The sequence below is a fragment of the Sinorhizobium sp. NG07B genome (assembly GCF_002532005.1).
Taxonomy (GTDB): Bacteria; Pseudomonadota; Alphaproteobacteria; order Rhizobiales; family Rhizobiaceae; genus Sinorhizobium; species Sinorhizobium fredii_C.
The window spans coordinates 59,932-83,511 of the sequence record NZ_NWTD01000014.1; the positions used below are offsets into that span (position 1 = coordinate 59,932).

At 60.2% G+C, this 23,580-nt stretch carries 23 protein-coding genes and 1 pseudogene; 12 read left to right on the forward strand and 12 right to left on the reverse strand.

Going from position 1 to position 23,580, the window contains the following annotated elements; all coding sequences use genetic code 11:
• The first annotated feature begins 84 nt into the window (after window positions 1–84).
• From CO664_RS26895 to CO664_RS26940, 10 genes are all read left to right on the forward strand, one after another.
• On the forward strand, window positions 85–723 hold the full coding sequence (locus CO664_RS26895) for a helix-turn-helix domain-containing protein (protein WP_018098960.1): 639 nt from the start codon (window positions 85–87) through the stop codon (window positions 721–723).
• A gap of 339 nt (window positions 724–1,062) precedes the next feature.
• Window positions 1,063–2,697, forward strand: coding sequence for a cytochrome-c oxidase, cbb3-type subunit I (gene ccoN, locus CO664_RS26900; RefSeq protein WP_097527575.1), 1,635 nt, complete (start codon window positions 1,063–1,065; stop codon window positions 2,695–2,697).
• Entirely contained in the window at window positions 2,694–3,425 is a 732-nt protein-coding gene (ccoO, locus tag CO664_RS26905) for a cytochrome-c oxidase, cbb3-type subunit II (RefSeq protein WP_018098962.1), read from the forward strand. Before ccoN ends, ccoO begins: the two co-directional genes overlap by 4 nt.
• 13 nt (window positions 3,426–3,438) lie before the next feature.
• Window positions 3,439–3,591: a cbb3-type cytochrome c oxidase subunit 3 gene (locus CO664_RS26910; RefSeq protein ID WP_097527576.1), complete on the forward strand. Its 153-nt coding sequence runs from the start codon at window positions 3,439–3,441 to the stop codon at window positions 3,589–3,591.
• Between the two features lie 2 nt (window positions 3,592–3,593).
• The gene (gene ccoP, locus CO664_RS26915; RefSeq protein ID WP_018098964.1) at window positions 3,594–4,463 is read left to right on the forward strand and encodes a cytochrome-c oxidase, cbb3-type subunit III; all 870 of its coding nucleotides are present in this window, start codon (window positions 3,594–3,596) and stop codon (window positions 4,461–4,463) included.
• Window positions 4,464–4,681: 218 nt separating this feature from the next.
• The gene (ccoG, locus tag CO664_RS26920; RefSeq protein ID WP_097527577.1) at window positions 4,682–6,253 is read left to right on the forward strand and encodes a cytochrome c oxidase accessory protein CcoG; all 1,572 of its coding nucleotides are present in this window, start codon (window positions 4,682–4,684) and stop codon (window positions 6,251–6,253) included.
• Window positions 6,250–6,756, forward strand: coding sequence for a FixH family protein (locus tag CO664_RS26925; protein WP_097527578.1), 507 nt, complete (start codon window positions 6,250–6,252; stop codon window positions 6,754–6,756). Before ccoG ends, CO664_RS26925 begins: the two co-directional genes overlap by 4 nt.
• Window positions 6,753–9,020, forward strand: coding sequence for a cation-translocating P-type ATPase (locus CO664_RS26930; protein ID WP_097527579.1), 2,268 nt, complete (start codon window positions 6,753–6,755; stop codon window positions 9,018–9,020). Before CO664_RS26925 ends, CO664_RS26930 begins: the two co-directional genes overlap by 4 nt.
• A complete protein-coding gene (gene ccoS, locus CO664_RS26935) occupies window positions 9,017–9,217 on the forward strand; it encodes a cbb3-type cytochrome oxidase assembly protein CcoS (RefSeq protein ID WP_097527580.1) in 201 nt (66 codons plus the stop codon). Before CO664_RS26930 ends, ccoS begins: the two co-directional genes overlap by 4 nt.
• Window positions 9,207–9,938 (forward strand): Crp/Fnr family transcriptional regulator, encoded by a 732-nt coding sequence (locus tag CO664_RS26940; RefSeq protein ID WP_176536685.1) that lies wholly within the window; start codon window positions 9,207–9,209, stop codon window positions 9,936–9,938. The genes ccoS and CO664_RS26940 overlap by 11 nt, the downstream gene beginning before the upstream one ends.
• Window positions 9,939–10,378: 440 nt before the next feature.
• Here CO664_RS26940 and CO664_RS26945 read toward each other — a convergent pair whose 3' ends face one another.
• From CO664_RS26945 to CO664_RS26965, 6 genes are all read right to left on the reverse strand, one after another.
• On the reverse strand, window positions 10,379–11,164 hold the full coding sequence (locus tag CO664_RS26945; protein ID WP_245426467.1) for a hypothetical protein: 786 nt from the start codon (window positions 11,162–11,164) through the stop codon (window positions 10,379–10,381).
• Window positions 11,165–11,894: 730 nt separating this feature from the next.
• Window positions 11,895–12,152: a helix-turn-helix domain-containing protein gene (locus CO664_RS31400; RefSeq protein WP_234819604.1), complete on the reverse strand. Its 258-nt coding sequence runs from the start codon at window positions 12,150–12,152 to the stop codon at window positions 11,895–11,897.
• A gap of 140 nt (window positions 12,153–12,292) precedes the next feature.
• Window positions 12,293–12,691: a cupin domain-containing protein gene (locus CO664_RS31405; protein WP_234819605.1), complete on the reverse strand. Its 399-nt coding sequence runs from the start codon at window positions 12,689–12,691 to the stop codon at window positions 12,293–12,295.
• 419 nt (window positions 12,692–13,110) lie between these two features.
• Complete coding sequence (locus CO664_RS26955; protein ID WP_097527582.1) at window positions 13,111–14,430, reverse strand: tetratricopeptide repeat protein; 1,320 nt, start codon at window positions 14,428–14,430, stop codon at window positions 13,111–13,113.
• Between the two features lie 721 nt (window positions 14,431–15,151).
• Complete coding sequence (locus CO664_RS26960) at window positions 15,152–15,598, reverse strand: helix-turn-helix transcriptional regulator (protein ID WP_097527583.1); 447 nt, start codon at window positions 15,596–15,598, stop codon at window positions 15,152–15,154.
• A 247-nt stretch (window positions 15,599–15,845) separates the two neighbouring features.
• Window positions 15,846–16,811: a hypothetical protein gene (locus CO664_RS26965; protein ID WP_097527584.1), complete on the reverse strand. Its 966-nt coding sequence runs from the start codon at window positions 16,809–16,811 to the stop codon at window positions 15,846–15,848.
• A gap of 872 nt (window positions 16,812–17,683) precedes the next feature.
• Between CO664_RS26965 and CO664_RS26970 the strand changes: the two genes are divergently transcribed.
• Entirely contained in the window at window positions 17,684–18,688 is a 1,005-nt protein-coding gene (locus CO664_RS26970) for a LysR family transcriptional regulator (protein WP_097527585.1), read from the forward strand.
• A 404-nt stretch (window positions 18,689–19,092) separates the two neighbouring features.
• Here CO664_RS26970 and istB read toward each other — a convergent pair whose 3' ends face one another.
• From istB to CO664_RS26990, 6 genes are all read right to left on the reverse strand, one after another.
• Window positions 19,093–19,848: an IS21-like element helper ATPase IstB gene (gene istB, locus CO664_RS26975; protein ID WP_097527586.1), complete on the reverse strand. Its 756-nt coding sequence runs from the start codon at window positions 19,846–19,848 to the stop codon at window positions 19,093–19,095.
• Between the two features lie 13 nt (window positions 19,849–19,861).
• Window positions 19,862–20,290, reverse strand: a complete 429-nt coding sequence (locus CO664_RS31410) for a hypothetical protein (protein ID WP_234819606.1) — start codon at window positions 20,288–20,290, stop codon at window positions 19,862–19,864.
• A complete protein-coding gene (istA, locus tag CO664_RS31415) occupies window positions 20,287–21,105 on the reverse strand; it encodes an IS21 family transposase (protein WP_234819607.1) in 819 nt (272 codons plus the stop codon). Before istA ends, CO664_RS31410 begins: the two co-directional genes overlap by 4 nt.
• Window positions 21,044–21,292 carry a helix-turn-helix domain-containing protein gene (locus tag CO664_RS31755; RefSeq protein ID WP_337441770.1) on the reverse strand — a complete coding sequence of 83 codons (249 nt, stop codon included), beginning with the start codon at window positions 21,290–21,292 and terminating at the stop codon, window positions 21,044–21,046. Before CO664_RS31755 ends, istA begins: the two co-directional genes overlap by 62 nt.
• A 305-nt stretch (window positions 21,293–21,597) precedes the next feature.
• On the reverse strand, window positions 21,598–21,987 hold the full coding sequence (locus CO664_RS26985) for a type II toxin-antitoxin system VapC family toxin (protein WP_097527587.1): 390 nt from the start codon (window positions 21,985–21,987) through the stop codon (window positions 21,598–21,600).
• The gene (locus tag CO664_RS26990; protein ID WP_097527588.1) at window positions 21,984–22,217 is read right to left on the reverse strand and encodes a type II toxin-antitoxin system prevent-host-death family antitoxin; all 234 of its coding nucleotides are present in this window, start codon (window positions 22,215–22,217) and stop codon (window positions 21,984–21,986) included. The genes CO664_RS26985 and CO664_RS26990 overlap by 4 nt, the downstream gene beginning before the upstream one ends.
• Before the next feature lie 1,016 nt (window positions 22,218–23,233).
• On the opposite strand from CO664_RS26990, the pseudogene CO664_RS27000 reads away from it, so the two are divergent.
• Window positions 23,234–23,580 (forward strand): annotated as a pseudogene (locus CO664_RS27000) (ABC transporter substrate-binding protein); the annotation flags it as partial.

Sequence of the window (23,580 nt, forward strand, 5' to 3'; positions counted from 1 at the left end):
AAGTATTTTTACTTAGTGATATAACCGAGTTTATCGCCGAGGCGCGACTTGGCAACCTTGCCCTGAAACATCAGGGGATATGAGATGAACGCCGCCTCCAGACCTTTAGAGCGGAGCCATGTAGCGCCCAACAACATTGGAAGAGTAAAGATCCCGGGGCCGCACCTTGTTGCGACATACAAGGCTGGCCGGGAAATCTATGCACAAGGTGATACCGTAGCCAAGTACTACCAGGTCAAAACCGGGACTGTCCGCGTATACCGCCTCCTCGCGGAGGGGCGACGGCAGATTGTATCCTTTCACTTTGCAGGGGAGGTGTTCGGCGTCGAAGCGGGCTCGACCCATCGGTTCTTTGCCGCGGCCATTACCGAGACAACGCTGGCTGTCTTCAGGCAACATACGGTGAAGGAGCATTCACGGGAACTCTTGGGGTTTGCCCTGGACGGTATGGCGCGGGCTCAGGAGCACCTTCTGGCCGTTGGCCGACAATGTGCGGTGGAGCGTATGGCCGCATTCCTACTGGATCTCTCAAACCGGCTGGGACGCCTTCGGCAGCTAAGATTGCCGATGTCACGGCAGGACATTGCGGACTATCTCGGCCTGACAATCGAGACGGTATCCCGTGTCCTGACCAAGCTAAAGGAACGAAGCATAATCGCACTGCCAGACACAAGGGCGATAGACATCATGAAACCGGGAGCTCTCCGTTCGCTCTGCCAATAAGCGTCTATCGCGGTGGCGGCACGCGGTGCCGACCCTTTGGTATTGTTGATTGTGAATCGCGTTGAGCGACACTGCAGGCGCTTCAGATTGGGCGCGGGTCTGTCAAACCGGCGAATATCATTGGCGCGATCCTGCCGCAGATGGACCCTTTAATGCTGGAAAGCGCTTCTTTCGCTCGTTCGCCTCGTTAACAACCGCCGAGAGTTCACGGGCCGGCCCGACCCGATCTTGATTTGAATCAAGGTACGCAAGCCCCGCCTCTGACAAATTCTCCACGAGACTTCGGCAGATCTGTGTGTGGAGCCCGCGGCAGCGCTCCGACAAGTTGGAGGTTCAACCATGACATACACAGTCGAGACGATCGCGCTCGCCATCGGCGCCTTTCTGGCACTGGTCGGCGCGGGCTTCGCGCAGGATCGTCTGTTTGAAGCACATATGTGGGTATTATTCTTCGTGCTTCTCGGCGCCACCTTAGTGCTCATGCACCGCACGGATTTTCGTCCGGCGGTTGCCGCGCGTGTCACTCGTAAAACGGAATACTTCGACGAAGTTGTAAAATACGCCGTCGTCGCCACCATGTTCTGGGGCGTGGTCGGATTCCTCGTCGGCGTCGTCGTGGCGCTGCAACTCGCCTTTCCCGATCTCAACGTCGAACCATGGTTCAATTTCGGGCGCATGCGGCCACTGCACACCTCAGCGGTCATTTTCGCGTTCGGCGGCAATGCCCTGATCGCGACGTCCTTCTATGTCGTGCAGCGCACCAGCCGCGCCCGGCTTTTCGGCGGCAATCTCGGCTGGTTCGTCTTCTGGGGCTACCAGCTTTTCATCGTGCTCGCCGCCACCGGCTACCTGCTCGGGATTACCCAGAGCCGCGAATATGCCGAGCCGGAATGGTATGTCGACCTCTGGCTGACGATCGTCTGGGTGGCCTACCTCGTCGTCTTCCTGGGCACGATCCTGGGGCGCAAGGAGCCGCACATTTACGTGGCGAACTGGTTCTATCTCGCCTTCATCGTCACGATCGCCATGCTGCATGTCGTCAATAACCTGGCGATACCGGTCTCCTTCCTCGGGTCCAAAAGCTACTCGGCTTTCGCAGGCGTTCAGGACGCATTGACGCAATGGTGGTACGGGCACAATGCCGTCGGCTTCTTCCTGACTGCCGGCTTCCTGGCGATGATGTACTATTTCATCCCCAAGCAGGTGAACCGCCCCGTCTATTCCTACCGCCTGTCGATCATCCATTTCTGGGCGTTGATCTTCATGTATATCTGGGCGGGTCCCCATCACCTTCATTACACGGCGCTGCCCGACTGGGCTCAGACGCTCGGCATGGTCTTCTCAATCATGCTCTGGATGCCCTCCTGGGGCGGCATGATCAACGGACTGATGACCCTCTCTGGAGCCTGGGACAAGATCCGCACCGATCCGGTGGTCCGGATGATGGTCATGGCCGTTGCATTTTACGGCATGGCGACCTTCGAAGGACCGACGATGTCGATCAAGACGGTCAATTCGCTTAGCCACTATACCGACTGGACCATCGGCCACGTGCATTCCGGCGCGCTCGGCTGGAATGGCCTGATCACCTTCGGCGCCATCTACTATCTCGTGCCGAAGCTGTGGAATCGTAAGCGGCTTTACAGCCTGGGCATGGTCAACTGGCATTTCTGGCTCGCCACTCTCGGCATCATTGTGTACGCCGCAACCATGTGGGTTGCCGGCATCCAGGAAGGTTTGATGTGGCGCGAATACGACGATCAGGGCTTCCTCGTCTATTCCTTCTCGGAAACTGTGGCTGCGATGTTCCCGTACTATGTCATGCGGGCCGTCGGTGGCGCCCTCTATCTCTCCGGCGCTGTGCTCATGGCCTTCAATGTGGCGATGACGATCCTGGGACGCGTCCGCGATGATGGTCCGGTCCTCGGTTCTGCGCTCCTAGCCGTGGCGGACATAAGAGGGCATAGCCGATGACCATTTTCAATAAGCACGCGATACTAGAGCGCAACGCCACACTGCTGCTGCTCGGTTCGCTGCTCGTCATCTCGATCGGCGGCATCGTCGAAATCGCGCCGCTCTTCTATCTCGAGAACACCATCGAGAAGGTCGAAGGAATGCGGCCTTATTCGCCGCTGGAGCTTGCGGGCCGCGACATCTATGTCCGCGAGGGCTGTTATGTCTGCCACAGCCAGATGATCCGGCCGTTTCGCGATGAGGTCGAGCGCTACGGGCATTATTCGCTGGCGGCGGAGTCGATGTACGACCATCCCTTCCAGTGGGGTTCGAAGCGCACCGGTCCGGACCTCGCCCGCGTCGGCGAGCGCTATTCCAACGAGTGGCACGTCCAGCACATGATCGAGCCGCGCTCGGTCGTGCCGGAATCGGTCATGCCGAGCTATGCCTTCCTCAAGGAGATGCCGCTCGAGGTGAAGAACGTTGCCATGAGCCTCGAGGCGAACCGGGCCGTCGGCGTTCCCTATACGGACGAGATGATCGACGCGGCGCTGGCGGACGTCAAGGCGCAGGCCGATCCGAATGCCGACACCTCCGGTATCGAGGCGCGATATCCCAAGGCCAAGTTGGGGGACTTCGATGGCGATCCGCAAAAGCTGACGGAGATGGACGCGCTTGTCGCCTATCTGCAGATGCTCGGCACACTCGTCGACTTCTCCATCTATGACGACGCTGCGGGCTATCGCTGAGGAGGAAAAAGGCATGAAAACATACACGGCCCTGCGCCATTTCGCCGACACCTGGGGCCTTCTTGCGATGGTGCTCTTTTTCCTCGGCGTTACTACGTTCACTTTCCGGTCAGGCCGCAAGAAGTCTGCCCAAACGGCCGCCTCCATCCCGCTTAAGGAGGACTGATTATGGCGGACAAGCACAAGCATGTGGACGAGGTTAGCGGGATTGAAACCACCGGGCACGAATGGGACGGCATTCGCGAACTGGACAACCCTATGCCGCGCTGGTGGGTCTACACCTTCTATACGACAATCATCTGGGCGATCGGTTACGCGATAGCCTACCCCTCCTGGCCACTGCTGACGGACACGACCAAAGGTGTACTCGGTTATTCGAGCCGCGCTCAGGTCGCCACTGATCTGGCTGACGCCAAAGCGGCGAAGGCCGGTTACAACGAGCGGATCGCCGCGAGCACGGTCGAGGAAATCATTGCGGATCCGCAATTGCAGCAGTTTGCGATTTCGGCCGGGGCGTCAGCATTCAAGGTGAACTGTGCGCAATGTCATGGTTCGGGTGCGGCCGGGGCAAAGGGCTTCCCGAACCTTAACGACGACGACTGGCTATGGGGTGGCAAACCTGAAGAGATTTATCAGACGATCGCCCACGGTATCCGCTATTCTCGCGACGCGGAGACGCGAGTTTCCGAGATGCCAGCATTCGCCGACATGTTGACGCCGGAGCAACTGCGCCAAACCGCGGCGTTTGTCGTGAGCCTTAGCGCGACGCCGTCGCAACTGGAGCTCGCCGACAAAGGCAAGCAGATTTTTACGGAAAACTGCGCCTCCTGTCACGGCGCTGATGCGAAGGGAAACCGGGAAATGGGGGCGCCGAATCTCGCCGACTCCATATGGTTGAAGGGCAAGGGTGAGCAAGCGGTCATCAATCAGATGAAGGCGCCGAAGAATGGCATCATGCCTGCGTGGTCGCCGCGCATTGGCGACACGACGGTCAAAGAGCTCGCGGTCTTCGTCCACTCGCTCGGTGGTGGCGAGTAGCAGGTTAGTCTCGATAAGGCTGAACGCCGGCGATCGCGCACATGGCCGGGCCAGACATGCCTTCCCGCCGCGTTCAATCCGGCTCAAAGGCTATGCAGGTACATCGCGTCGCGCCATACCTCTGCGAGAATTGACGCGAAGTTGACTCAGATCAAGGATTGGGGCTTGCGCATCGGGCAAAGGTCGGCTGACAGGCGAAATTGCCGGGACTTGCCTAGATGCTCCAACCGCCCATGATAAAGGCCTTGGTCGAAAGGCTCGATCTCGAACCGGTGAATGCTGCGCGCGTTCGAAAGCCACTTTACCAGAAGCGACGGAAGATTTTTCCGAAGCGGGCGGAGGGGCGCTTCCGCCGGTTTAAGTGGCTCGTGATGCTGCTGACGCTCGGCATCTACTATTTGACACCGTCGATCCGCTGGGACCGCGGGGCGCATGCGCCTGATCAGGCGGTGCTCGTCGACCTTGCGGCGCGACGCTTCTATTTCTTTTTCGTCGAGATCTGGCCGCAGGAGTTCTTCTTCGTCGCGGGGCTGCTCGTCATGGCGGGTCTCGGTCTCTTCCTGGTGACCTCGGCGGTCGGGCGGGCCTGGTGCGGCTATGCCTGTGCGCAGACCGTCTGGGTCGATCTCTTTCTCGTGGTCGAGCGCTTCATCGAAGGCGACCGCAACGCGCGCATGCGCCTCGATGCCAGTCCCTGGACTGTCGAGAAGATCCGTAAGCGTGTAGCCAAGCACGCGATCTGGCTCGCGATAGGGCTTGCGACGGGGGGTGCGTGGATCTTCTATTTCGCCGACGCGCCATCGCTTCTTCGAAGTTTGCTCACGCTCGATGCGCCGCCTGTCGCCTACACCACGATCGCCGTTCTGACGGCCACGACCTACGTCTTCGGCGGGCTGATGCGTGAGCAGGTCTGTACCTATATGTGCCCCTGGCCGCGCATCCAGGCGACGATGCTGGACGAGAATTCGCTCGTCGTCACCTATAACGACTGGCGTGGCGAGCCGCGCTCGCGCCACGCCAAGATGGCGGCGGCAGCGGGCGAGACCGTCGGCGATTGCGTCGATTGCAATGCCTGCGTCGCGGTCTGTCCGATGGGCATCGACATACGAGACGGCCAGCAGCTCGAATGCATCACCTGCGCGCTCTGCATCGATGCCTGCGACGGCGTGATGGACAAGCTCGGCCGCGAGCGCGGGCTGATCTCCTATGCGACGCTCAGCGACTATGCCGCCAATATGGCGCTTGCGACCAGTAACGGAACGGCGGCGATCGATCCGAGGCGGGTGCGCCGCCCGAACGGCTCCTTCGTGGACAAGGTCAGGCATTTCGACTGGCGCATCATCTTCCGGACCCGCGTTATCGTCTATTTCGCCGTCTGGGCACTGATGGGGCTCGGCCTGGTCGTCGCGCTTGCGTCGCGCGACCGGCTTGAGCTCAACGTGCTGCATGACCGAAACCCGCAATATGTCGTCGAGTCCGATGGTTCGGTGCGCAACGGATACATGGTCAAGCTGCTTAACATGATCCCCGAGCCGCGCACCATCAGGTTGACGATGGAGGGCATGCCCGCTGCGACGATGCGCGTGGCAGGACGCGCTGCCCGAAGCGGCCGTAGCTTTGCGATCGCCGTCGGGCCGGACAAGGTCACGTCGCTCAAGCTCTTCGTCACTCAGCCAATGGGCAAAACTGCCGAGGTGGCGCAGGGCTTCGCTCTAGTAGCCGAGGATCCGCTCAGTCACGAGCGCGACGTCTATCACGCCAATTTCAACCTCCCGGGAGCAGCACAATGAGCGGCATGATCAGGAAACCGCGTAGCCCGTCGCGCGGGTTCACCGGCTGGCACATGGTAGCCGTGATGTCCCTGTCTTTCGGAACAATCATCTCCATCAACGTGGTGATGGCGTGGAACGCAAGCCGGAGCTGGAGCGGCCTTGTCGTTCAGAACGCCTATGTCGCCAGCCAACAGTTCAACGGCAAAATGGCCGAGGCCCGGCATTTCGCCGAAAGCGGGATCGTAGGCAGGTTCAGCGCGACGGCCGGCGGACTCCGCTACATCCTGGTCAGGGACGGCAAACCGCTGTCGGTAGCAGAGCGCGTTCTCGCCGTGCTCAGGCGGCCCGTCGAAGAGCATGAGGACCTGGAGATGGAGCTCGCTCGCGAGGCTGATGGCGTATTCCTTGCGAGCCGCCAGCTTAAACCGGGTCAATGGATTGCGGACCTCAAGGTTATCGCCGGGGAGGCGACAATCTATCGCCAGGCCGTCCGGTTCGTCGTGGCGGGAGAGGGAAAATGAGCTGCTGCGCTGTGGGCGCGGAAGCGGCGCCGAACGTAGACCGCGCGGGTTGCGCACTGCCGAGCGCCGAAGAGCTCTGGCTTGCGAGCCGAAGCCTCGGAGGCGGGTTGCGTCAGACAGATCTCAGCGTGCCCGGCGTCCAGTGCGGCGCCTGCATCACCACGATTGAACGTGCGCTGCGCGCCAGATCCGAGGTCGAGCGCGCCCGTGTCAATCTCTCCTCGCGCCGTGTATCGATCGTCTGGAAGGAGGAGGCCGGCGGTCGCCGGAGCGATCCCGCCGAGTTCATGCAGGCGATCACGGCCTTCGGTTACCAGGCGCATCTCCTTTCGCCCGGCGAGGAGGAGGGCGATGAGCTCCTAAAACAGTTGATCCGCGCCGTTGCCGTTTCGGGTTTCGCGGCAACGAACATCATGCTGCTCTCCGTTTCCGTCTGGTCGGGCGCCGACGCGGCGACACGTGACCTCTTCCACTGGATCTCGGCGATGATCGCGGCGCCGACGCTGGTCTATGCCGGCCGCTTCTTCTACCAGTCGGCCTGGAACGCGCTTCGCCATGGACGCACCAACATGGATGTGCCGATCGCGCTCGCCGTGACGCTGTCCTATGGCATGTCGCTCTATGAAACGATCGGCCACCGTGAGCATGCCTGGTTCGATGCGTCTGTCACCCTGCTTTTCTTCCTGCTGATCGGTCGCACCCTGGATCGCATGATGCGAGGGCGCGCAAGGTCGGCGATCAACGGCCTGGCGCGACTGTCGCCGCGCGGCGCGACGATCGTCCATGCCGATGGCTCGCGCGAGTATCGCGCCGTGGACGAGATCAAGCCGGCCGAACGCCTGATGATCGCTGCCGGCGAGCGAATCCCGGTCGACGGGCGGGTGCTTTCCGGCAGCAGCGATCTCGACCGCTCCGTCGTCAACGGCGAGAGCGTGCCAATTACGGTCGGAACTGGCGATCTCGTGCAGGCCGGGACGCTCAACCTCACGGGCCCCCTCACCTTGGAGACGACCGCAACGGCGCGCGATTCGTTTCTGGCCGAGATCATGGGGCTGATGGAGGCGGCCGAAGGGGGAAGGGCCCGCTATCGTCGCATCGCCGACCGGGCGGCTCGCTACTATTCGCCGGCCGTCCATCTGCTCGCGTTCCTGACCTTCATCGGCTGGATGCTGGTGGAGGGCGACGTCCGCCATGCCATGCTGATCGCGGTTGCCGTTCTGATCATCACCTGCCCCTGTGCGCTTGGATTGGCGGTGCCGGTCGTGCAGGTCATTGCCGCCGGGCGCCTCTTCCAGGGCGGGGTCATGGTCAAGGACGGCTCGGCCATGGAACGCCTCGCCGAGATCGACACGGTGCTTCTCGACAAGACCGGAACCCTCACGCTCGGCGAGCCGCGGCTCGTCAATGCGGATGAGATTGCGCCCGGCCTATTGGCGGCCGCCGCGGCACTCGCCGCGCATTCGCGCCACCCGATCTCGGTCGCCTTGCAGCATGCGGCCCGCAATGCTCATCTCGAAGGAGAAATCAGGGAAATTCCGGGCGCAGGCATCGAAGCGAGGACGACCGAAGGCATCTATCGGCTTGGCAGCCGCCGCTTTGCCTGTGGGGAGAGCGGCGTCGCGAGTGGATTGCCCGAAGCGATCCTTTCGCTCGACGGCCGCGAGCTTGCCTGCTTTCGCTTCGAGGACCGCCTGCGCCCCGCCGCACGCGAGAGCATCGCAGCGCTCGACAAGCTGGGGCTCGCGACCGGCATCCTTTCCGGCGACCGCGAGCCGGTTGTGGCGGAGATCGGCCGCAGGGTCGGAATTGCAAACTGGCGGGCCGAGCTCTCGCCGCGCGGCAAGGTCGAGGCTTCCGTCGCTGCGGCCGGTGGCCATCGCGTCCTGATGGTCGGCGACGGCATCAACGATGCGCCGGCACTTCGGGCTGCCCATGTCTCGATGGCGCCGGCGACTGCTGCCGATGTCGGCCGACAGGCCGCGGACATTGTCTTCATGCATCGAGGACTGTCGGCCGTACCCTTCGCAATCGAGACGTCGCGGCGCGCGAGCCGGCTCATCCGCCAGAACTTCGCCCTGGCGATCGCCTACAACGTGATCGCGGTGCCGTTTGCCATCGTCGGTTACGCGACGCCGCTCGTCGCTGCAATCGCGATGTCCACGTCGTCTCTGATCGTCGTAGCAAATGCGTTGAGAGTGAAGGGCGCTGTTGGCGAGGCAAAAGTTCTTTATCCGTTGCTGGATCCGCCCGGAGCGACTTTATGACCACGCTGATCTATCTCATTCCAACTGCGCTTTTCCTGGAAGGACTCGGTCTCGCCGCGTTTCTGTGGGCGCTGAAGAACGGGCAGTACGACGATATAGACGGTGCATCTTGGCGCGTGTTCGACGAAGGCCAGGGATTCTCCGATGGCGACAGTGGCGTTGCTGAACGGTTGGAGAAGGCAAGCAATGCGAAGTGAATCGGGCCCCGTCACACTGGCGTGGCTCGGAGCGACGCCACGATTGACTGCGAACGACAGGACCATGCTCTTGGGTTCTCGGTTCTTTGTGCGGCTGCCGCGTTCCACGGGCGAGGCTATCTTGGAGGACGTGACCGTCTCTACTCATGAGGAGCACGATCTTGTGTTCCACCAGGGTGAGAACATCGATGAGGTTTTTTGGGTTCTTTCGGGTTTGATCCGCCTTTATAGGGTGGGCAAGGACGGCCGGGAGGCCGATCTGGCCATCCTGCCGATGGGGGAAATGTTCGCCGAAAGTGCCATGTTTCTTGGTAGCAGGGCTACTGCCAATGCGCAGGCCGCCGAAGCATCAATCATCGCGAGGCTGGACAGCCGCATGCTTCGCAACCTTGCCGTCTCGGATCCGGATGTGGCGCAAGCGTTTATAACCCTCCTCTGTCACCGCGCTGAGATAACGGAAGACATTCTTGCGCAGGATCGCTTGCTTACCGGAATAGAACGCGTAGCAAGTTACATACTCAGTCAGTGCCCGGAGGGTTCGACTAACTTTTCCTTTCGCCTGCCATTTCAAAAGAACGTGCTCGCAGGCAAGCTCGGCCTCGCCCCGGCAGGCTTATCGCGCGCGTTTTCGGCTCTGCGCCAAGCTGGCGTCACCGTAAGTGGCAGGACAATTGAAATCCGCGACCGGCACGTGCTCGAACAGTTTCAATGTGGCGGCTGACTGTACGAGCATGAGGACCGAGCGATGGCGCCTAAACCTAGCCGATTGGCAACCCGACGCGGATCTACAAGAAGAGCGTCCTCGGACCTTACCACTGAGCTAAGGCAAATAGGCGGGAATGCCACCAATCTCTGCAACCAAGACAGAGTAGGCTCACCTTCTGTGGCGCAATCAGTTCAAAGCGCTTCCAAGCAAACCTGCCGCAGGCCTGACAGTTCGCCGAGTTTGCCTCGCCGAAGCGATTATGGCTGACGGACGCCTTAGGTCCTCGGCCACCTGTGTGCCGGAACCTGTTGTTTCGCGACCGTTCACGTCCCCGAAGCTAGTAAGCGCGCATCATCCTGGCCACCGGCTCTTCCTGCAACATTGTGAAATACGGGCGCTGCCGCCCAGTCCGCCAATGCCGCATGTGACTATCTGCGCCTGATCTTGCTGGCCCATCAAAGGAAGACCTGCGGGCCTGTGTAGTTCGCTGCATGCAGGGCTGCCACTAGATTCGTTAGCGCCCCCTTTGGCAGCGGGTTAGATTCGAGGAAAACCAGGCACCCAGAGCCCAGCTCAGCGAACAATTTATCGGGCAGGCTGATCAAAAGGTTGCACCTGGCGTTGAGCCTCCGGAGCCCTACGGGAAGGTCTTTGGGCAGACCGGTCAGCCGATTGGCGGCGGCGCCGAGCGTCTGCAGTCCGGCCGGGAGTTTGGCGGGAAGGTTGGTGAGTTGATTGCCGCTGGCGTTGAGGGTCTGAAGCCCGTCCGGGAGGTTGTCGGGAAGGCTGGTCAGCCGATTGCCGTCGGCGTTGAGCGTCTGGAGCCCGGCCGGAAGGCTGGCGGGAATGTTGGTGAGTTGATTGGCGTCTGCGTTGAGGGTTTGAAGCCCGGCGGGGAGATTGTCTGGAAGGCTGGTCAATTGGTTTTCGCCGACGCCGAGCCAACGAAGCGTATTCGAGAGGACATCGGGCAGCCTGGTGAGTCGGTTGTAGCTGGCCTCGATGGTCTGGAGTCCGGCCGGCAGCGTCTCGGGAAGGCTGGTCAATCGGTTGTACCTCACGTTGAGCGTCTGAAGCTCCACGGGGAACTCACCCGGCAGTTTGGTCAGCTGATTGCAGTCGACGTTGAGCCGCTGGAGCCCGGCCGGAAACTCCGCGGGAAGGGTACTCAGGCCCAGGCATGACAGATTCAGCGCTGCACTGAGATCGCCGGCATTCACCCAAGCGCTGATTCGTCTCACCGCCTCTTGCCGTCCCTCATTTGCCCCTTGACCCTCTTCGGTAGCCCAGGCGTCCAGGACCAGGCCCAGCGACGTTGCCCGGAGAACGGGGCCGAGATTTGGATGGGCGGCAGGGCCCGACGAAGGTTTCCTCAAGTTATCGGTGGCTACTGTGCTGAGATCACCGTGGGTGGACGGATATTGCCGGGGGTCTGCTCTGGAAGTATTTCCTTGGTATGGCTGAGCCTGTCGCGTTTTCATAATCGGCGCCTTTCTCCAGTGCTGACCAAGGAAGTGTCGGGATGTTGGTCACCGACGACCGTTCCGCTGGAGACGGCGGCGGCATAACCGCTGATCGGTTCAAGCTCGATAAGCGCCGGAGCGGCAGCCAAGGGCTTCAGGCACGAGCTCATTCCGTATGGAGAACTTATTGACTGCCCCGGAGCCTTAGTACTCTAGGATATTCACCAGGGACGCCCAAACCACTGTTGTCACCTCCAGTCTCGTCTGATCGTCTTCATGCAACATTACCTCGGATTGGCAAAATTCATTGTTTAGATGAAACGTATCGGCGCGATTGATAGCAGAAGACATGCCTTTCAGGGTTTTGGGGAAGAGTCGAACTGCAAATTGGGTCCCAGAGAAGAATTTTACTGACGTTCGCGCAAATACGCCTCAACAATGCGGCCACGGTAGCCAAGGGGCCACCGCAAATCCTTCAACTCTGGGCCTTCTGAAGAGCAGAGTCCATTTAAGGGCTTGCCCTGGCCATGACATGGCGGCGCGTGTAGGCTTGGGGACTAATGCCCATTTCGATGCGAAACGCATACACAAAAGCCGATGTCGAGCCGTATCCAAGCTCCATGGCGACCTGTGTCACGCCCAGACCACCGCCGAGAAGCTCTATTGACCGGAAGAGCCGCAGGCGGCGTTTCCATGAGCGCAGGCTCATGCCAACCTCCGTGTTGAAGCGGCGCGCCAAAGTGCGAGGCGAGATATTCAGTGCCAACCCCCATTCCTCCGGGCTCCGGTCATCCGCGGGGTCCAGATAGAGTGCCTCGCAGAGCACGGTCAGCGGCGCATTACGCGGCCATGGCAAAGCCGATCGCAGCGGCTGGACCCGCACAAGCTGATCAAGGATGAGGGCGGTCACACGGCCTGGATAGCCGTCCCTTCCGGCTTGCCCTCGAGCTCTGTGGCCTCGACGATCAAGGCCTGCAGCAATGGCGACATCATAAAGAGCGTCGGTACCTTCGGCAGGTTTGCTCCGGCTTCATCCGCAATCCAGAGGCTTCGGAATGCCGCGCCGAGAAGCGAACCGACCCGGTGCACGACGCTGGTAGGTAGCCACACCGCCTGATCCGGCGTGATTACAAAGGATTCGGCTTCCGTGTAAACCGTCAGCACTCCGGAGATCGCATAGACCAACTGGTGCCAGGTATGGGAGTGCTCCGGAAAGTAATGGCGCGCCGGAATGGACTGCGCGCGCACCGTAATCGGCTGAGGAGGACGAAGACCGGGTGGTGCTGTGATCGGCTGCCAGAGCATGCCAATTCTCCATTTTGGCAGATATGCTACATAGATTTCGTTCCATTGAAATACAGCCGAATAGAAAAGCTCTAATATCGTCAAATCAACGCCAAGTGATCCCACCGCCGGACTCGACCACACCTCGCGCCCAATCGATCGTCTCATGCCTTGTGGAGGCGGATGTCAGAAATCATCGCAAAACAATGTGCTCGAACCCAGTGCCTGCGCGAAGGGCAACGTTGCGCGGTTGACCATCGCGCAGTCGCTGGAAAATCGACCTGCTGGTCAAAAAAGGCAACGCGATCTGGTATCCGTTTTTGCGTGCAGCCACGCCGATGGAGGAATCAGCGGGCTGGGGTCGAAGCTTCAGGATCGGCGGACGCCTTTCGGGCCCGAATCCGGTCGCAGCGTGGACATCAGTATTTGACATCGCAACTTCAGGCGCCGAGCAGACCGTGCCAGTGCATGTCGCGGAGCGACGGGCGGCGGTGCAGACGGCGGTCTAGCAGCGCGCGGGCCTTTACGGCCTCGCCGCTCCGCATAAAGGCGAGGAGGAGCATGTCCTCGATCATCTCGCGCTGGGCGCCACTGCCGCCGATGCGCACGACCTCGGCCGCAAGAGGTTCCAGGACATGGGCGCAGCCTGCGTAATCCTCCTCCGCAAAAGACAAGGCGGCGCGGCAGATCGCCGGGACGACTGGCCCGGCGGCGAGGGTTCCGGCGTCGATCAAGCCTGTCAATGCGCTCACCCGCTGTTCGACTGCGGCCCTGTCGCCCGTTGCTGCCGCGATAACGGCCATGTGGACATCCGCGAAGGCGAAGCCGGCCTTCGGGAAGTATTCTTCGGAATAGGTCGCCGCCGCCGCCCACAGCCCCGCCGGCACCGTGTGGCCATAGGCCTGGAGTCGCCACAGGAAAGAGGCGGTGTCGCTGACCACGTTGACCGGCATTCCGGCCGTGACCGATGGCTGAATGTAATCCTCGTAGATCGCAAGTGCTCGCTCCGGATCACCCCGCTCCAGTGCGCCCAATGCTGAGTGCCAGGCGATGTGACCGTGGAGGATGCCGGTGCGGTCGTAGCGAGGCAGCCAGTCTGCGATCATCCTCTCGGCATCTTCGCCCGCGCCGCCCTCGTACATGGCGTGCGATAGTGCATGGGCCGCGTTCGCATTGTTGGACCTGAGGTCGTAACCACGCTGCGTGAGAGCTCGGCCAAGTGGCAGGTTGCCGTTCTCGGCATGGGCCCAGCCCCGGTAGGTGACGAACCACCAATCGTCAGTGTCGAAGTGCCTGGCGTGGCGCTCACACAGATCCACGCGTGCCTGGTCGTGATCCGCCATCCCCGAGAAGGCGAAGAGCCCGAAGGCGCCGAGAGGCAACGAAAGGATCAGGATATCCCGCGGCCAGACGTCGGCGTGGGCGAGCGCCCGCGCCAGCGCCTTTGCCGACTGGCCGTCGATGGCAAGCGACAGGACCTCGACATGGCTCCACTCCCGCTCATTTCCGCGCCGGACGACGATCTCTTCTGCTGTAGTGATGCGCGCCTTTGCCTTAGCCGGCTCAGCGCGGATGGCATGCAGGCGCGCGCGTGCCGCATGGGCGAGAGCGAAATCCGGGTCGGCTGCAAGAGCCGCCTCCAAGGTTTCCGCAGCGCCTGGCCAGCTCGAGAGGAGCAGATCAACTCCATCGCGGTAGCGTTCGGCCGCGAGGTCGGACGTCGTCGAAAGTGGCAGGCCGCGGCTGTCGAGATGGGTCATGGCAGATTCCTCATTTCAGGATCGGGCACGTCAGCACTCATTCGGCTGTTGTACGAGATTGCCCTCTGGCTGAATGGCGACCTGCCAAGGGTAGAATTACCGTCAAACTGGGGTTCCGGACAAGACATGGGATTCCGGGAGAAGCTCCCATGGCGACACCCCGACCGGCGATCGTGGGCACCCAGTCGATCCGGCTCGCTGGACACTTTCGTTGAAATGGTAGCGCAGTAGAGCGCGATCAGAACGCCCATGGCAAGTCCCATCAGGCCGCAGCCAGAACCGAACGTTGACCGCCTCACAGCGACGTCCTTCAGCCGTACGCTTACGTCTGAGCGCTCAGGGGACTCGCAAGCCCTGATCACACCAGACGCATTCTTGCCCAGGATCGCCGGTGCATGACACACCATCGAGATCGACCCGCCTTGCGGAAGCCACTGATCAGCTCGACGGCGAAGGAGTCGGAGGCCAAGTCCCGAGCAGGGGTCGACCACCGGGGGAAGAAGAAAGCGTCGAACGTGCAGTAGTCGATGTTGCGAAGCTTGCGGTATTTCGCTTCGCAAACATTTTACAAGCGAAACGGCCAGCAAGTGGTAGGTGTGGTCGGGGGTGGGCGGCGCTTCATGCTGGGAAGTCGTGTGCTTCGCCGCCGTGGAGAGAAGCGAACCTACCTCATGACCCGCAGTCATCAGGAATAAACGGGCCGCGCTCGGTACTTGGCCTCTCAGATAGCCAAATCTTCATCGATCCCGTCCGCAACAGCCTTTAAGAGGCCAATGGCCCGGCTTCTAACGTTCGCATCACTGATACGGGAGAAGGCCCTAATCAGCGCAAGTCCCTCCTTGCTAGACGCGAAGTCAATAATTTCAGGCTGAAGTCCAGATTTTACGGCGCCGCTGTCGACGCCGGTCGAGCCGGCGCCAGGCATATCTTCGAAGAAGTAGGATATCGGTACCTCCAGCGCCTCGGCGATCTGTTGCAGGCGACTCGCTCCGACCCGATTAGTGCCCTTCTCGTACTTTTGTACCTGCTGAAACGTCACGCCGACCTGCTTGGCGAGACTCGTCTGCGACATTTCCATCCAAACTCGCCGCATGCGAATTCGACGGCCGACATGAATGTCAACAGGCTCTGGCTTCGCTTTTTTCTGTTCAGGGTTCGGGCTAAGCATGCATTTCTCCATGTTTTACTTCGCGATGGGTATCTCCCCCGACCTATCGCGCTCTGCTGTTGCTTCTGCCTTGATGCCGATGTTGGCGTCGGCACTTCTTATTAGATAGACTCTTTCTGTGCACGGTCCATTGGACCATAGGAGTGGCTATTGCCGAGAAGCCAGTTTGTGTAGCTGGAAAAGATCCAGTCTCGAAACCCCAAACTTGGATTGCATAATCAGCATGTCCCGACAGCCACGCTATTAACTACCGAACAACTGGCTCACCGTGATAGCGTCGCTTCGACGGTTTCGAGACCCCAAATCCGACCTCCATCATCAGACGCGGCTTCTCCTTTGCCAAGGTGCCCATATGGAAGCCGAATGGATCTTCGACGAAGCCCGAGCCCGCCTTCCCAGTCAGAGTGATGGCATTTTCTTCGCCGTAGAAGGCCAGGACTTCATCGGCGGCATGGCCGACGAGGAGCGTCAGTTGATGCTTCAAACGCCTGCGATTGTGGCTGCCGCGCACGTAGACATGAGGACCGGAAGTGGCATCCACATCCGAAAGATAGAAGAAAAACTTCAGCATTCGCCAGTCATCGAGGTCGAAATGGAACTTGAAGGAAGCACGGCTAAGATCCGCTTCTGAGGCATTTCGAGTCGGGAAGCTCCACCACGTCCTCGTGGTGATCAACCTCGCTTCGCCGCCGAGATAGTGCCTTGCCACGTTGAGAAGCAGGGGGTCTCGCTGCACGGCTAAGGCGGCGCCGCATTGCAGAATCCGCTCATAATGATGGCCGCTCAAAATAGTTCGGCCGAAACGCCGCTCGGCTTCGGCATGATCGCCGGCCAGGAACTCGAGCCTGCGTTCGAAATTGCCGAAGCAGGGTGTCTCGTGCCCAAAGCGCGCAATTTCCTCTTGAATCGGGCGTGGCAGGGTCAGGCCCGTAAAAATACCTGTTCTTCTCAGTTCCGCCGCGATCGCTTCTGCTTGGAGGTCGCCAAAAATGGAAGGCGTGGCACTCTTGTCCTGCACTACGCGTCTTGCGGTCAGCCAATGCGCCTTGCGGAGCGGCATCAAGCGCGCCAATAGGAACATCGGCAGCCAAGCTGGATTCTCCCGCACATCGGTAAGATAGGTGGGAACTCGGGCAGCCATCCGGCGGATCGTCCCGCCGCTGCGGGCGATTGTTTCGAGGTCCTTTGGATCAGAGTGAGCGGGACTAATCATTCTATTGCCTTTCATTACATATTTGCCCGCGTACCGTCGCAAATGACGCACAGGAGATCCCGAAATCCGGGCGAGCCGCTCGTTCAAACATTCGACATCTGCGAAGTGACTGCGAAGATCGCGCATTCGTCGTCGCAGAGATCCCAATTGTCAGGCTTGAGCGTCTCAGCATCTTTTTCGCCTTGGCTTCACTCTGGGAGGATCGCACCCGTCGGCACATGGCCGACGGACACCTCAGAAATGTTCGACTCGCCTGTGCTCGCGGAGGGGTTGTTCTAATGCAACATACCATGCGGTCGGGAAAAATCGAATGTTTGGATCGCACGCATCCAGGCTATGGATAGTCGCAGGGTGCTTCTTTAGTGCGTGAGTTCATGCGAGCGGCGATTTTGCGCGTCGATAACCGACACTCCGCATCTGGTTGAAGAGCTTCTTGCATACAATCTCTTCGAGCGTCGGGCAACAAAGTTTTTGTGGGGCGAGTTAAGCCTGGCCGCCGATGCCTTTCAGTTCGCCGCCCCTATTTGCCAGCAAATTCAACATATGTCGCGGGATGTGGATGGTGTTGAACTGCGATGCCGTGCGGCTCAGTATCACGATTTGCTTGGGTTCCTTCGTTGAGGCCGGATCAAGGCCGTGCGGCAGGAGCTGGTGCAAGAGATCAACGCTGTGGGCCCATGTGCGTAGCGGCTTTTCGGACCCGCAGTCACGCTAGACGCTAGGCGGACAGGGTAAGACTGCCATCTGATAGCGCCGGAGGCCGCCTGCGTAGATGCGGCGACGGCTGCCATGATTTCGAACGATTTGTATTACTAATAAAGAATGCTGGCAATTTGGGATGGAAGCCATCCACGGTATGGATAGATGAACGCATGCGGTTCAAGGGTCTTGATCTAAATCTCCTCGTCGCGCTCGACGCTTTGATGAGCGAGCGCAACCTCACGGCGGCGGCGCGCCGCATCAACCTCAGCCAGTCGGCGATGAGCGCGGCCGTTGCCCGGCTGCGCAGCTATTTTCGTGATGAGCTGTTTACAATGGCGGGGCGCGAATTTATCCCGACGCCGCGTGCGGAAGGGCTCGCCTCCGCGGTGCGTGAGGCTCTGCTGCAGATCCAGCACTCCATTGTTTCCTGGGAGGCGTTCAAACCGGCCGACTCAAATCGCCGCTTTAAAATCGTGCTCTCCGATTACGTCACGCTCGTGTTTTTCGAAAAGATCATGGAGCGCGCGGCGCGTGAGGCCCCCAGCGTCAGCTTCGATTGTCTGCCTCCCGGCGATGACATTGAGGAGCTACTCCGACGGGGCGATGCCGATCTGCTAATTCTCCCGGAAATATACATGTCGAACGCTAATCATCGCGCGAAGTTGTTCAACGATGTGTTCGTGTGTGTGGGCTGCCGCTCGAACGAGCAGCTGTCGGAGCCACTTACATTCGAGCGATACGTGTCTCTGGGCCACGTTGCGGTGAAGTACGGCAATAGCCGAAGTCCGGGCCTCGAGGATTGGTATTTGCTCGAACACGGCCTCAAGAGACGTGTCGACGTGGTCGTACAGGGCTTCAGCATGATTCCCCCGATGCTGTTGGGAACCGAGCGAATAGGAACCATGCCGTTACGGCTGGCGCAGCTTTTCGCAAAGAAAATACCGCTGCAGATTGTCGAGCTTCCGCTGCCACTCCCGCCACTCACCGAGGCAGTTCAATGGCCTGCGCTTCACGATAGTGATCCGGCCAGTCTTTGGCTGCGCGAGATGTTAGTAGAGGAGGCGTCGCGTATGGCTTCGCCGCTTGCCACGACCGAGCCCCTCTTCGGCCAGACGAGCACGAGTATTGACCTGCTCACCTCCGATCTGCGAGCTTCATCAGGGCCAGCGCTCTAAAAGGCGGCATACCACCCTTGCTGGTTCACGCATCGGACGGCCCGAGCGCGTTCAGTTGATTCGGCGGCCAAGCACCGCTGGGAGCGATTGGAGTTCCGATCGCGTACCGTATTCAGATCACTCTCAAATTCGCACGCTATGGCGCTTCCGTTAACAATGCTCGCGCCACGCATATTCTGTTGACGCAGTTAGCCGCCCCCAACTGGTGTGGCGCAGCACTGTGTGGTGGCGCCTGTTCCGGCTGGCTTCTTCGGTTAATCGCGAGATGGTGGCGCCTTGGATCTGGTGCGTATTCCGATGAAGCCGGACGGCCATTCCAATCCGAAGCCGGACAGGTATTCCGATCTCATGCCGGACACGATTCCGATTTGAAGCCGGACAGTTGACCTGAACCCGTTTCGCGGTCAAGCCAGGGTTGTTTGGTCGGTGGTCACGGCCTTCTGTTTTCGCATGCTCTCGCCGCTGAGTTCGATGCGATAGGCATTGTGAACAAGGCGATCCAAGACGGCGTCGGCGATCGTTGGATTGCCGATCATGTCGTACCAGTGATCCACGGGCACCTGGCTGGTGACGATCGTCGATCGCCTCTCGTAGCGGTCCTCGATGATTTCCAGGAGATCGCGACGGTGCTCGTCGTTGAGCTTCTCCGGGCCCCAGTCGTCGAGAATGAGCAGGTCTGTTCTCGCGAGCGCCTTGAGGACCTTGGGATATCGGCCGTCGCCGCGCGAGAGCGCAAGGGTGGCGAACAGCCTGGGAAGGCGGTGATAGGCGACGGAGAAATCCTCGCGGCAGGCCTCGTGTCCGAGCGCGCAGGCAAGCCAGCTCTTTCCGACGCCGGCGGGTCCGATCAACAGCAGGCTGTGGCGCTGAGAGATCCAGTCGCAGCCGGCGAGCTTCATGAAGAGATTGCGATCCAGGCCGCGGGCGGCGCGGAAGTCGATGTTCTCGATCTGAGCGTCATGGCGCAGCTTTGCGGCGCGGGCACTCGCCTCGAAGCGCTTCTGGCGGCGCGTGGTCGCCTCGCGTTCGAGCAGCAGGGCAAGCCATTCGCCATGCTCCAGGTGTCTCGCCTCCGGTTGCGCCTCAAGCTCGTGATAGGCGCTTGCCATGCCGGAGAGGCCGAGTTCGCGCAGCATGTCGATGGTGGGATTGGTCAGCATCGTTCGTGTCTCCTCAATGGAAGTAGCCGGGGCCACGCAGATTGGCGTGCTCCATGACGGCCGCGGGTTCGGTGGAATGTCTGGTGGCCTTGTGGGTGGCGATGAGCGAGGCAATGGTTTTGCAGGTCAGGCCGCCGATCTCGACGGCCCGTGCCGAAACGGCCTCGGCGCGCTCGCGGCCGATGTCGCGATAGAGGCGCAGGATGCCGAGGCATGTTCTAAAGCCCTGCTCGGGATGCGGCCGGCTGGCGAGGATGGCGGTGATCAGCCCCTCGGTCTGCGGACCGATGGACGCGCCCCACCGCCGGAAGCGCTCCGGCGTCCATTCGGCGTAGCGGCGATGGGAGCTCGGCATGTGCGCGGGGTCTGTTCCATAGCGCGGCCCGCCATAGCGGCGCTGATGCACAGCGACGCGGTTGCCGCGATGGAAGATCTCGATCATCCGCGCGGTCGCCCGGACATCGACCTGCTGACGGATAAGGCCATGCGGGACGGAATAGAAGAAGCTCTGGACCTCGACATGATAGTCCGTCGACACCCGCGCAAACCGCCATTCGGCGAACTCGTAATCCTCGGCGGGCAGGCTTGCGAGCGCCGCGCGCTCCACCGTCTCGAAGAGATGCCGGCGGCTGACGCCCAGCCGGCGCATGACATGATTGTTGATGCGCTCCAGCACCTCGGCGATCGCGGCTTGGCCTCGGCGAGCGAGAAGAAAGTCTGCTTGCGCAAGCGACCGAGAAGGCAGCTCTGGGCGAAGCGCACGCCGTTCTCGACCTTGGCCTTGTCCTTCGGACGCCGCGGCCGCGCCGGCAGAACGCCGACGCCATAGTGGGACGCCATCATGCCGTAACTGCGGTTGATCTCGGGATCGTAGAAGCTGGCGCGGCTGACAGCGGACTTCAGATTGTCGGGCACGACCAGGCGGGGCACGCCGCCGAAGAAGGCGAACATGTGCACATGTGAGCCGATCCAGTCCGGCAAGGTCTGGGTCCAGGTGGCCTCAGCGAATGTGAAGCTCGACGCGCCGAGCACGCCGAGGAACAGCTCTGCCTCGCGGACTTCGCCGGTCTTGCGATCGACGATCGGCACCTTCTTGCCGGAATAGTCGACGAAGACCTTGTCGCCGGCCGCATGCTCCTGGCGCATCGTCGGCGACAGGCGCTGCTCGAAGCCGCGGAACAGCTCGCAGAAACGGCTATAGCCATAACCATCGGGATGGACGCTGCGATATTCCTCCCACAGGATCAGCAGCGTCACGCCGGGCTTCTTCAGCTCGATGGAAAGCTCCGCCCAGCACCGTACTTCGGGCGATCCCGAGCACCACCGCAATCTCGCGGACGCTTGTCCCGCCGGCAGAGAGCCGCAGCATCTGTCGTATGTGTCGCATGGTCAGCCTTCTCTTTGACGGCATGAAATCCCCCTCGTGGATACTGAGGAGATTCATGCCAAGGTTGCTGACCCAAAGGCATCGTCAGGACGGAAAAACCGTCCGGTAATTGATCGGAAAGCTGTCCGGCTTCAGATTGGAACGCTGTCCGGATTTTGATCGGAATCCCGTCCGCTTAATTCCCGGAATCCGCAGATCTGGCGTTAATTCCCTTGCGCGTATGATGTTGGAAGAATCCAGTTCAGGCGCAAAATAGACACCTTGGTGGTACGGCACCACCTTCATCTAAAGCGTTGTGAACACTCCCGCGGCGGTCAGCGGCCAGGGAGTTTTCAAGGGTTCTTCGATGACGCCATTGCAGTTCACCACAACCGTTTAACGACTGGGAGGGTATCGAACACCTCGTCCGCTGAGATCAACGGTGCTCCAAGATCCAACGTACTCGCCGCGAGCAGACGGTCAAATGGGTCGCGATGCTCCCACTCAAGAGTTGCCCCTTTCAAACAGATTTCTGGCGCCAGGGCGGCAATTCTACCACCCTGTTCCACCAGCAAGTTCGGCAGATCGTTGACGAATGGCTTCATCTCCGGCCACTTGCCGATACGAACCTTCTGCCCGATCTCAAAAAAACTAATAGGACTGACGAAAACGCTGGCGGCCTCTGTGATGAGAGCGGTTGCCTTAGCCGATAAACGTGCATCGCCGGTCAGCGACCATGCCCATGCATGGGTGTCGAGAAGGACAGTCGTCACGCTTCGCCTTCCCAAAGCGCCAACTCATCCTCACTCATTGGCTCGAAGAAATCCGGCCCGTCTCCTGTAACCTTGCCTTTAAGTAGCCCGATTGTGAACTTGCCCTGCGGGATAGCAACAATCCGGGCGACAGGGGTTTTGCCCTTGGCGATGACAACTTCTTCGCCAGCTTTAGCCGCCTCTATAAGTTTGGACAAGTTCGTCTTGGCGTTGTGAATTGTAACCTGCATAGAAACCCCGATTAGCTAACTTAGCTATATATAGTGCTTTTCCACCTTGAAATCCAGCCTCACTTTCCCGCCGGCAGAAACCTCGCCAGTGCGCGTAGCTTCTTCTTCGCTCTCGCTGCTTGGGGTCTCGCATCTCGACGCGTTCGGCTTCCATAAGGCGACTGAACGTTCGGCGGTGGAAAGGACGGCCATCCGGACCTGAAAACCCGTAGACCTAGTCCCCCGCAGTCTTCAGCTTTTCCAAGATCGTTAAAACATCGGCTTGGATATCGAGGCATGAATCCACGTATTCGACTATCAGGTCCTCACGGTGAGGAAAATCCCTCCGATGACGTTCAAGCGTCTCGGCCGCTACAGCATAAGCTTCGAATAGGTCGTCCAACTCGCGGCTCTTAGCGCGGTAAAGGAGTTCTCGATGCCGAGGCAGGGCAAGCGCCAAACGGGCCCTGCCACTTCGTAGTAGTGACATTTTTTCGATCCAATAGCATGGTCCTCGGCCCGATGGTGAAGTTCAAGTATCGGGCTAGAGAACCGTCTCGTGGTACCAGCCCACCAAGACAATCCTGCGACTACCAGAGTCCGGCCGGAAAGTTCCCGGGATCCACTCACGATGGGCGGAGATATGACGCCAGGTGCGGTGCGACGTTCCCTTTGGCGAAGCGCAAAGCTACGAAGAACAGGCTGATGCGCTCTTCGATCTCTCGTCTGGTCAGTTCGAAGTCGTGGCCATGGGTGGCCAGCGAACGACTGCCCGTCCGTCCGGCGGGAGCGCCGCTGTGCGCTCGTACGATGGGCGAAGCCCACTCTAAATACAACGTATCCTTCGCACATGTCCGCAGTGCCTCTGACCAGACGTCCAGTCCAGACTGTACGACAACATATCATTGCGGGCCAACAGTTAGGGAAGCGCCTTTGACTATCCATAGCGCGGATTTAGGCCATCCAAATAATCGATTTTTCGAATTTCGCCTATTCTGGTCTACGAGAATAACCGAAAACAAGGAGAAAACGATGGGATGCTTGACATTGGCGGTACTGGAGGAATGAAGTTTGCGACCGCGTTCCTGGCAATGTCACTATTTCTGATGCCAACGGCAGAGGCTCAAGAGCAGCTGGTCTGGCATCACGGGCTGTCGCTCGTGGACGAGCTCAAATATCGGCCGGGTTTTGCCCACTTCGACTATGTGAATCCGGACGCTCCCAAGGGCGGAGATATCAGACTCTCGCAGACCGGCACCTTCGACAGCTTCAATCCGCTCCTGGCGACAAAGGGGGAGCCGGCCGTAGGACTGTCGCTTGTCTTCGATACGCTGTTGAAGCCGGCCGATGATGAAATTTCAACAGCCTATGGCTTACTCGCCGA

Coding starts and splice junctions, on each gene's coding strand:
- CO664_RS26990 (WP_097527588.1), bottom strand. CDS start 22,217: ATGCAGGTTACAATTCACAACGCCAAGACGAACTTGTCCAAACTTATA.
- CO664_RS26955 (WP_097527582.1), bottom strand. CDS start 14,430: ATGACCCATCTCGACAGCCGCGGCCTGCCACTTTCGACGACGTCCGAC.
- ccoP (WP_018098964.1), top strand. CDS start 3,594: ATGGCGGACAAGCACAAGCATGTGGACGAGGTTAGCGGGATTGAAACC.
- CO664_RS26965 (WP_097527584.1), bottom strand. CDS start 16,811: ATGATTAGTCCCGCTCACTCTGATCCAAAGGACCTCGAAACAATCGCC.
- ccoO (WP_018098962.1), top strand. CDS start 2,694: ATGACCATTTTCAATAAGCACGCGATACTAGAGCGCAACGCCACACTG.
- CO664_RS26930 (WP_097527579.1), top strand. CDS start 6,753: ATGAGCTGCTGCGCTGTGGGCGCGGAAGCGGCGCCGAACGTAGACCGC.
- CO664_RS31755 (WP_337441770.1), bottom strand. CDS start 21,292: ATGAATCTCCTCAGTATCCACGAGGGGGATTTCATGCCGTCAAAGAGA.
- CO664_RS26970 (WP_097527585.1), top strand. CDS start 17,684: ATGCGGTTCAAGGGTCTTGATCTAAATCTCCTCGTCGCGCTCGACGCT.
- CO664_RS31405 (WP_234819605.1), bottom strand. CDS start 12,691: ATGCTCTGGCAGCCGATCACAGCACCACCCGGTCTTCGTCCTCCTCAG.
- istB (WP_097527586.1), bottom strand. CDS start 19,848: ATGCTGACCAATCCCACCATCGACATGCTGCGCGAACTCGGCCTCTCC.
- ccoN (WP_097527575.1), top strand. CDS start 1,063: ATGACATACACAGTCGAGACGATCGCGCTCGCCATCGGCGCCTTTCTG.
- ccoS (WP_097527580.1), top strand. CDS start 9,017: ATGACCACGCTGATCTATCTCATTCCAACTGCGCTTTTCCTGGAAGGA.
- CO664_RS26925 (WP_097527578.1), top strand. CDS start 6,250: ATGAGCGGCATGATCAGGAAACCGCGTAGCCCGTCGCGCGGGTTCACC.
- CO664_RS26910 (WP_097527576.1), top strand. CDS start 3,439: ATGAAAACATACACGGCCCTGCGCCATTTCGCCGACACCTGGGGCCTT.
- CO664_RS31410 (WP_234819606.1), bottom strand. CDS start 20,290: ATGATCGAGATCTTCCATCGCGGCAACCGCGTCGCTGTGCATCAGCGC.
- CO664_RS26940 (WP_176536685.1), top strand. CDS start 9,207: ATGCGAAGTGAATCGGGCCCCGTCACACTGGCGTGGCTCGGAGCGACG.
- CO664_RS26960 (WP_097527583.1), bottom strand. CDS start 15,598: ATGCTTAGCCCGAACCCTGAACAGAAAAAAGCGAAGCCAGAGCCTGTT.
- ccoG (WP_097527577.1), top strand. CDS start 4,682: ATGCTCCAACCGCCCATGATAAAGGCCTTGGTCGAAAGGCTCGATCTC.
- CO664_RS26895 (WP_018098960.1), top strand. CDS start 85: ATGAACGCCGCCTCCAGACCTTTAGAGCGGAGCCATGTAGCGCCCAAC.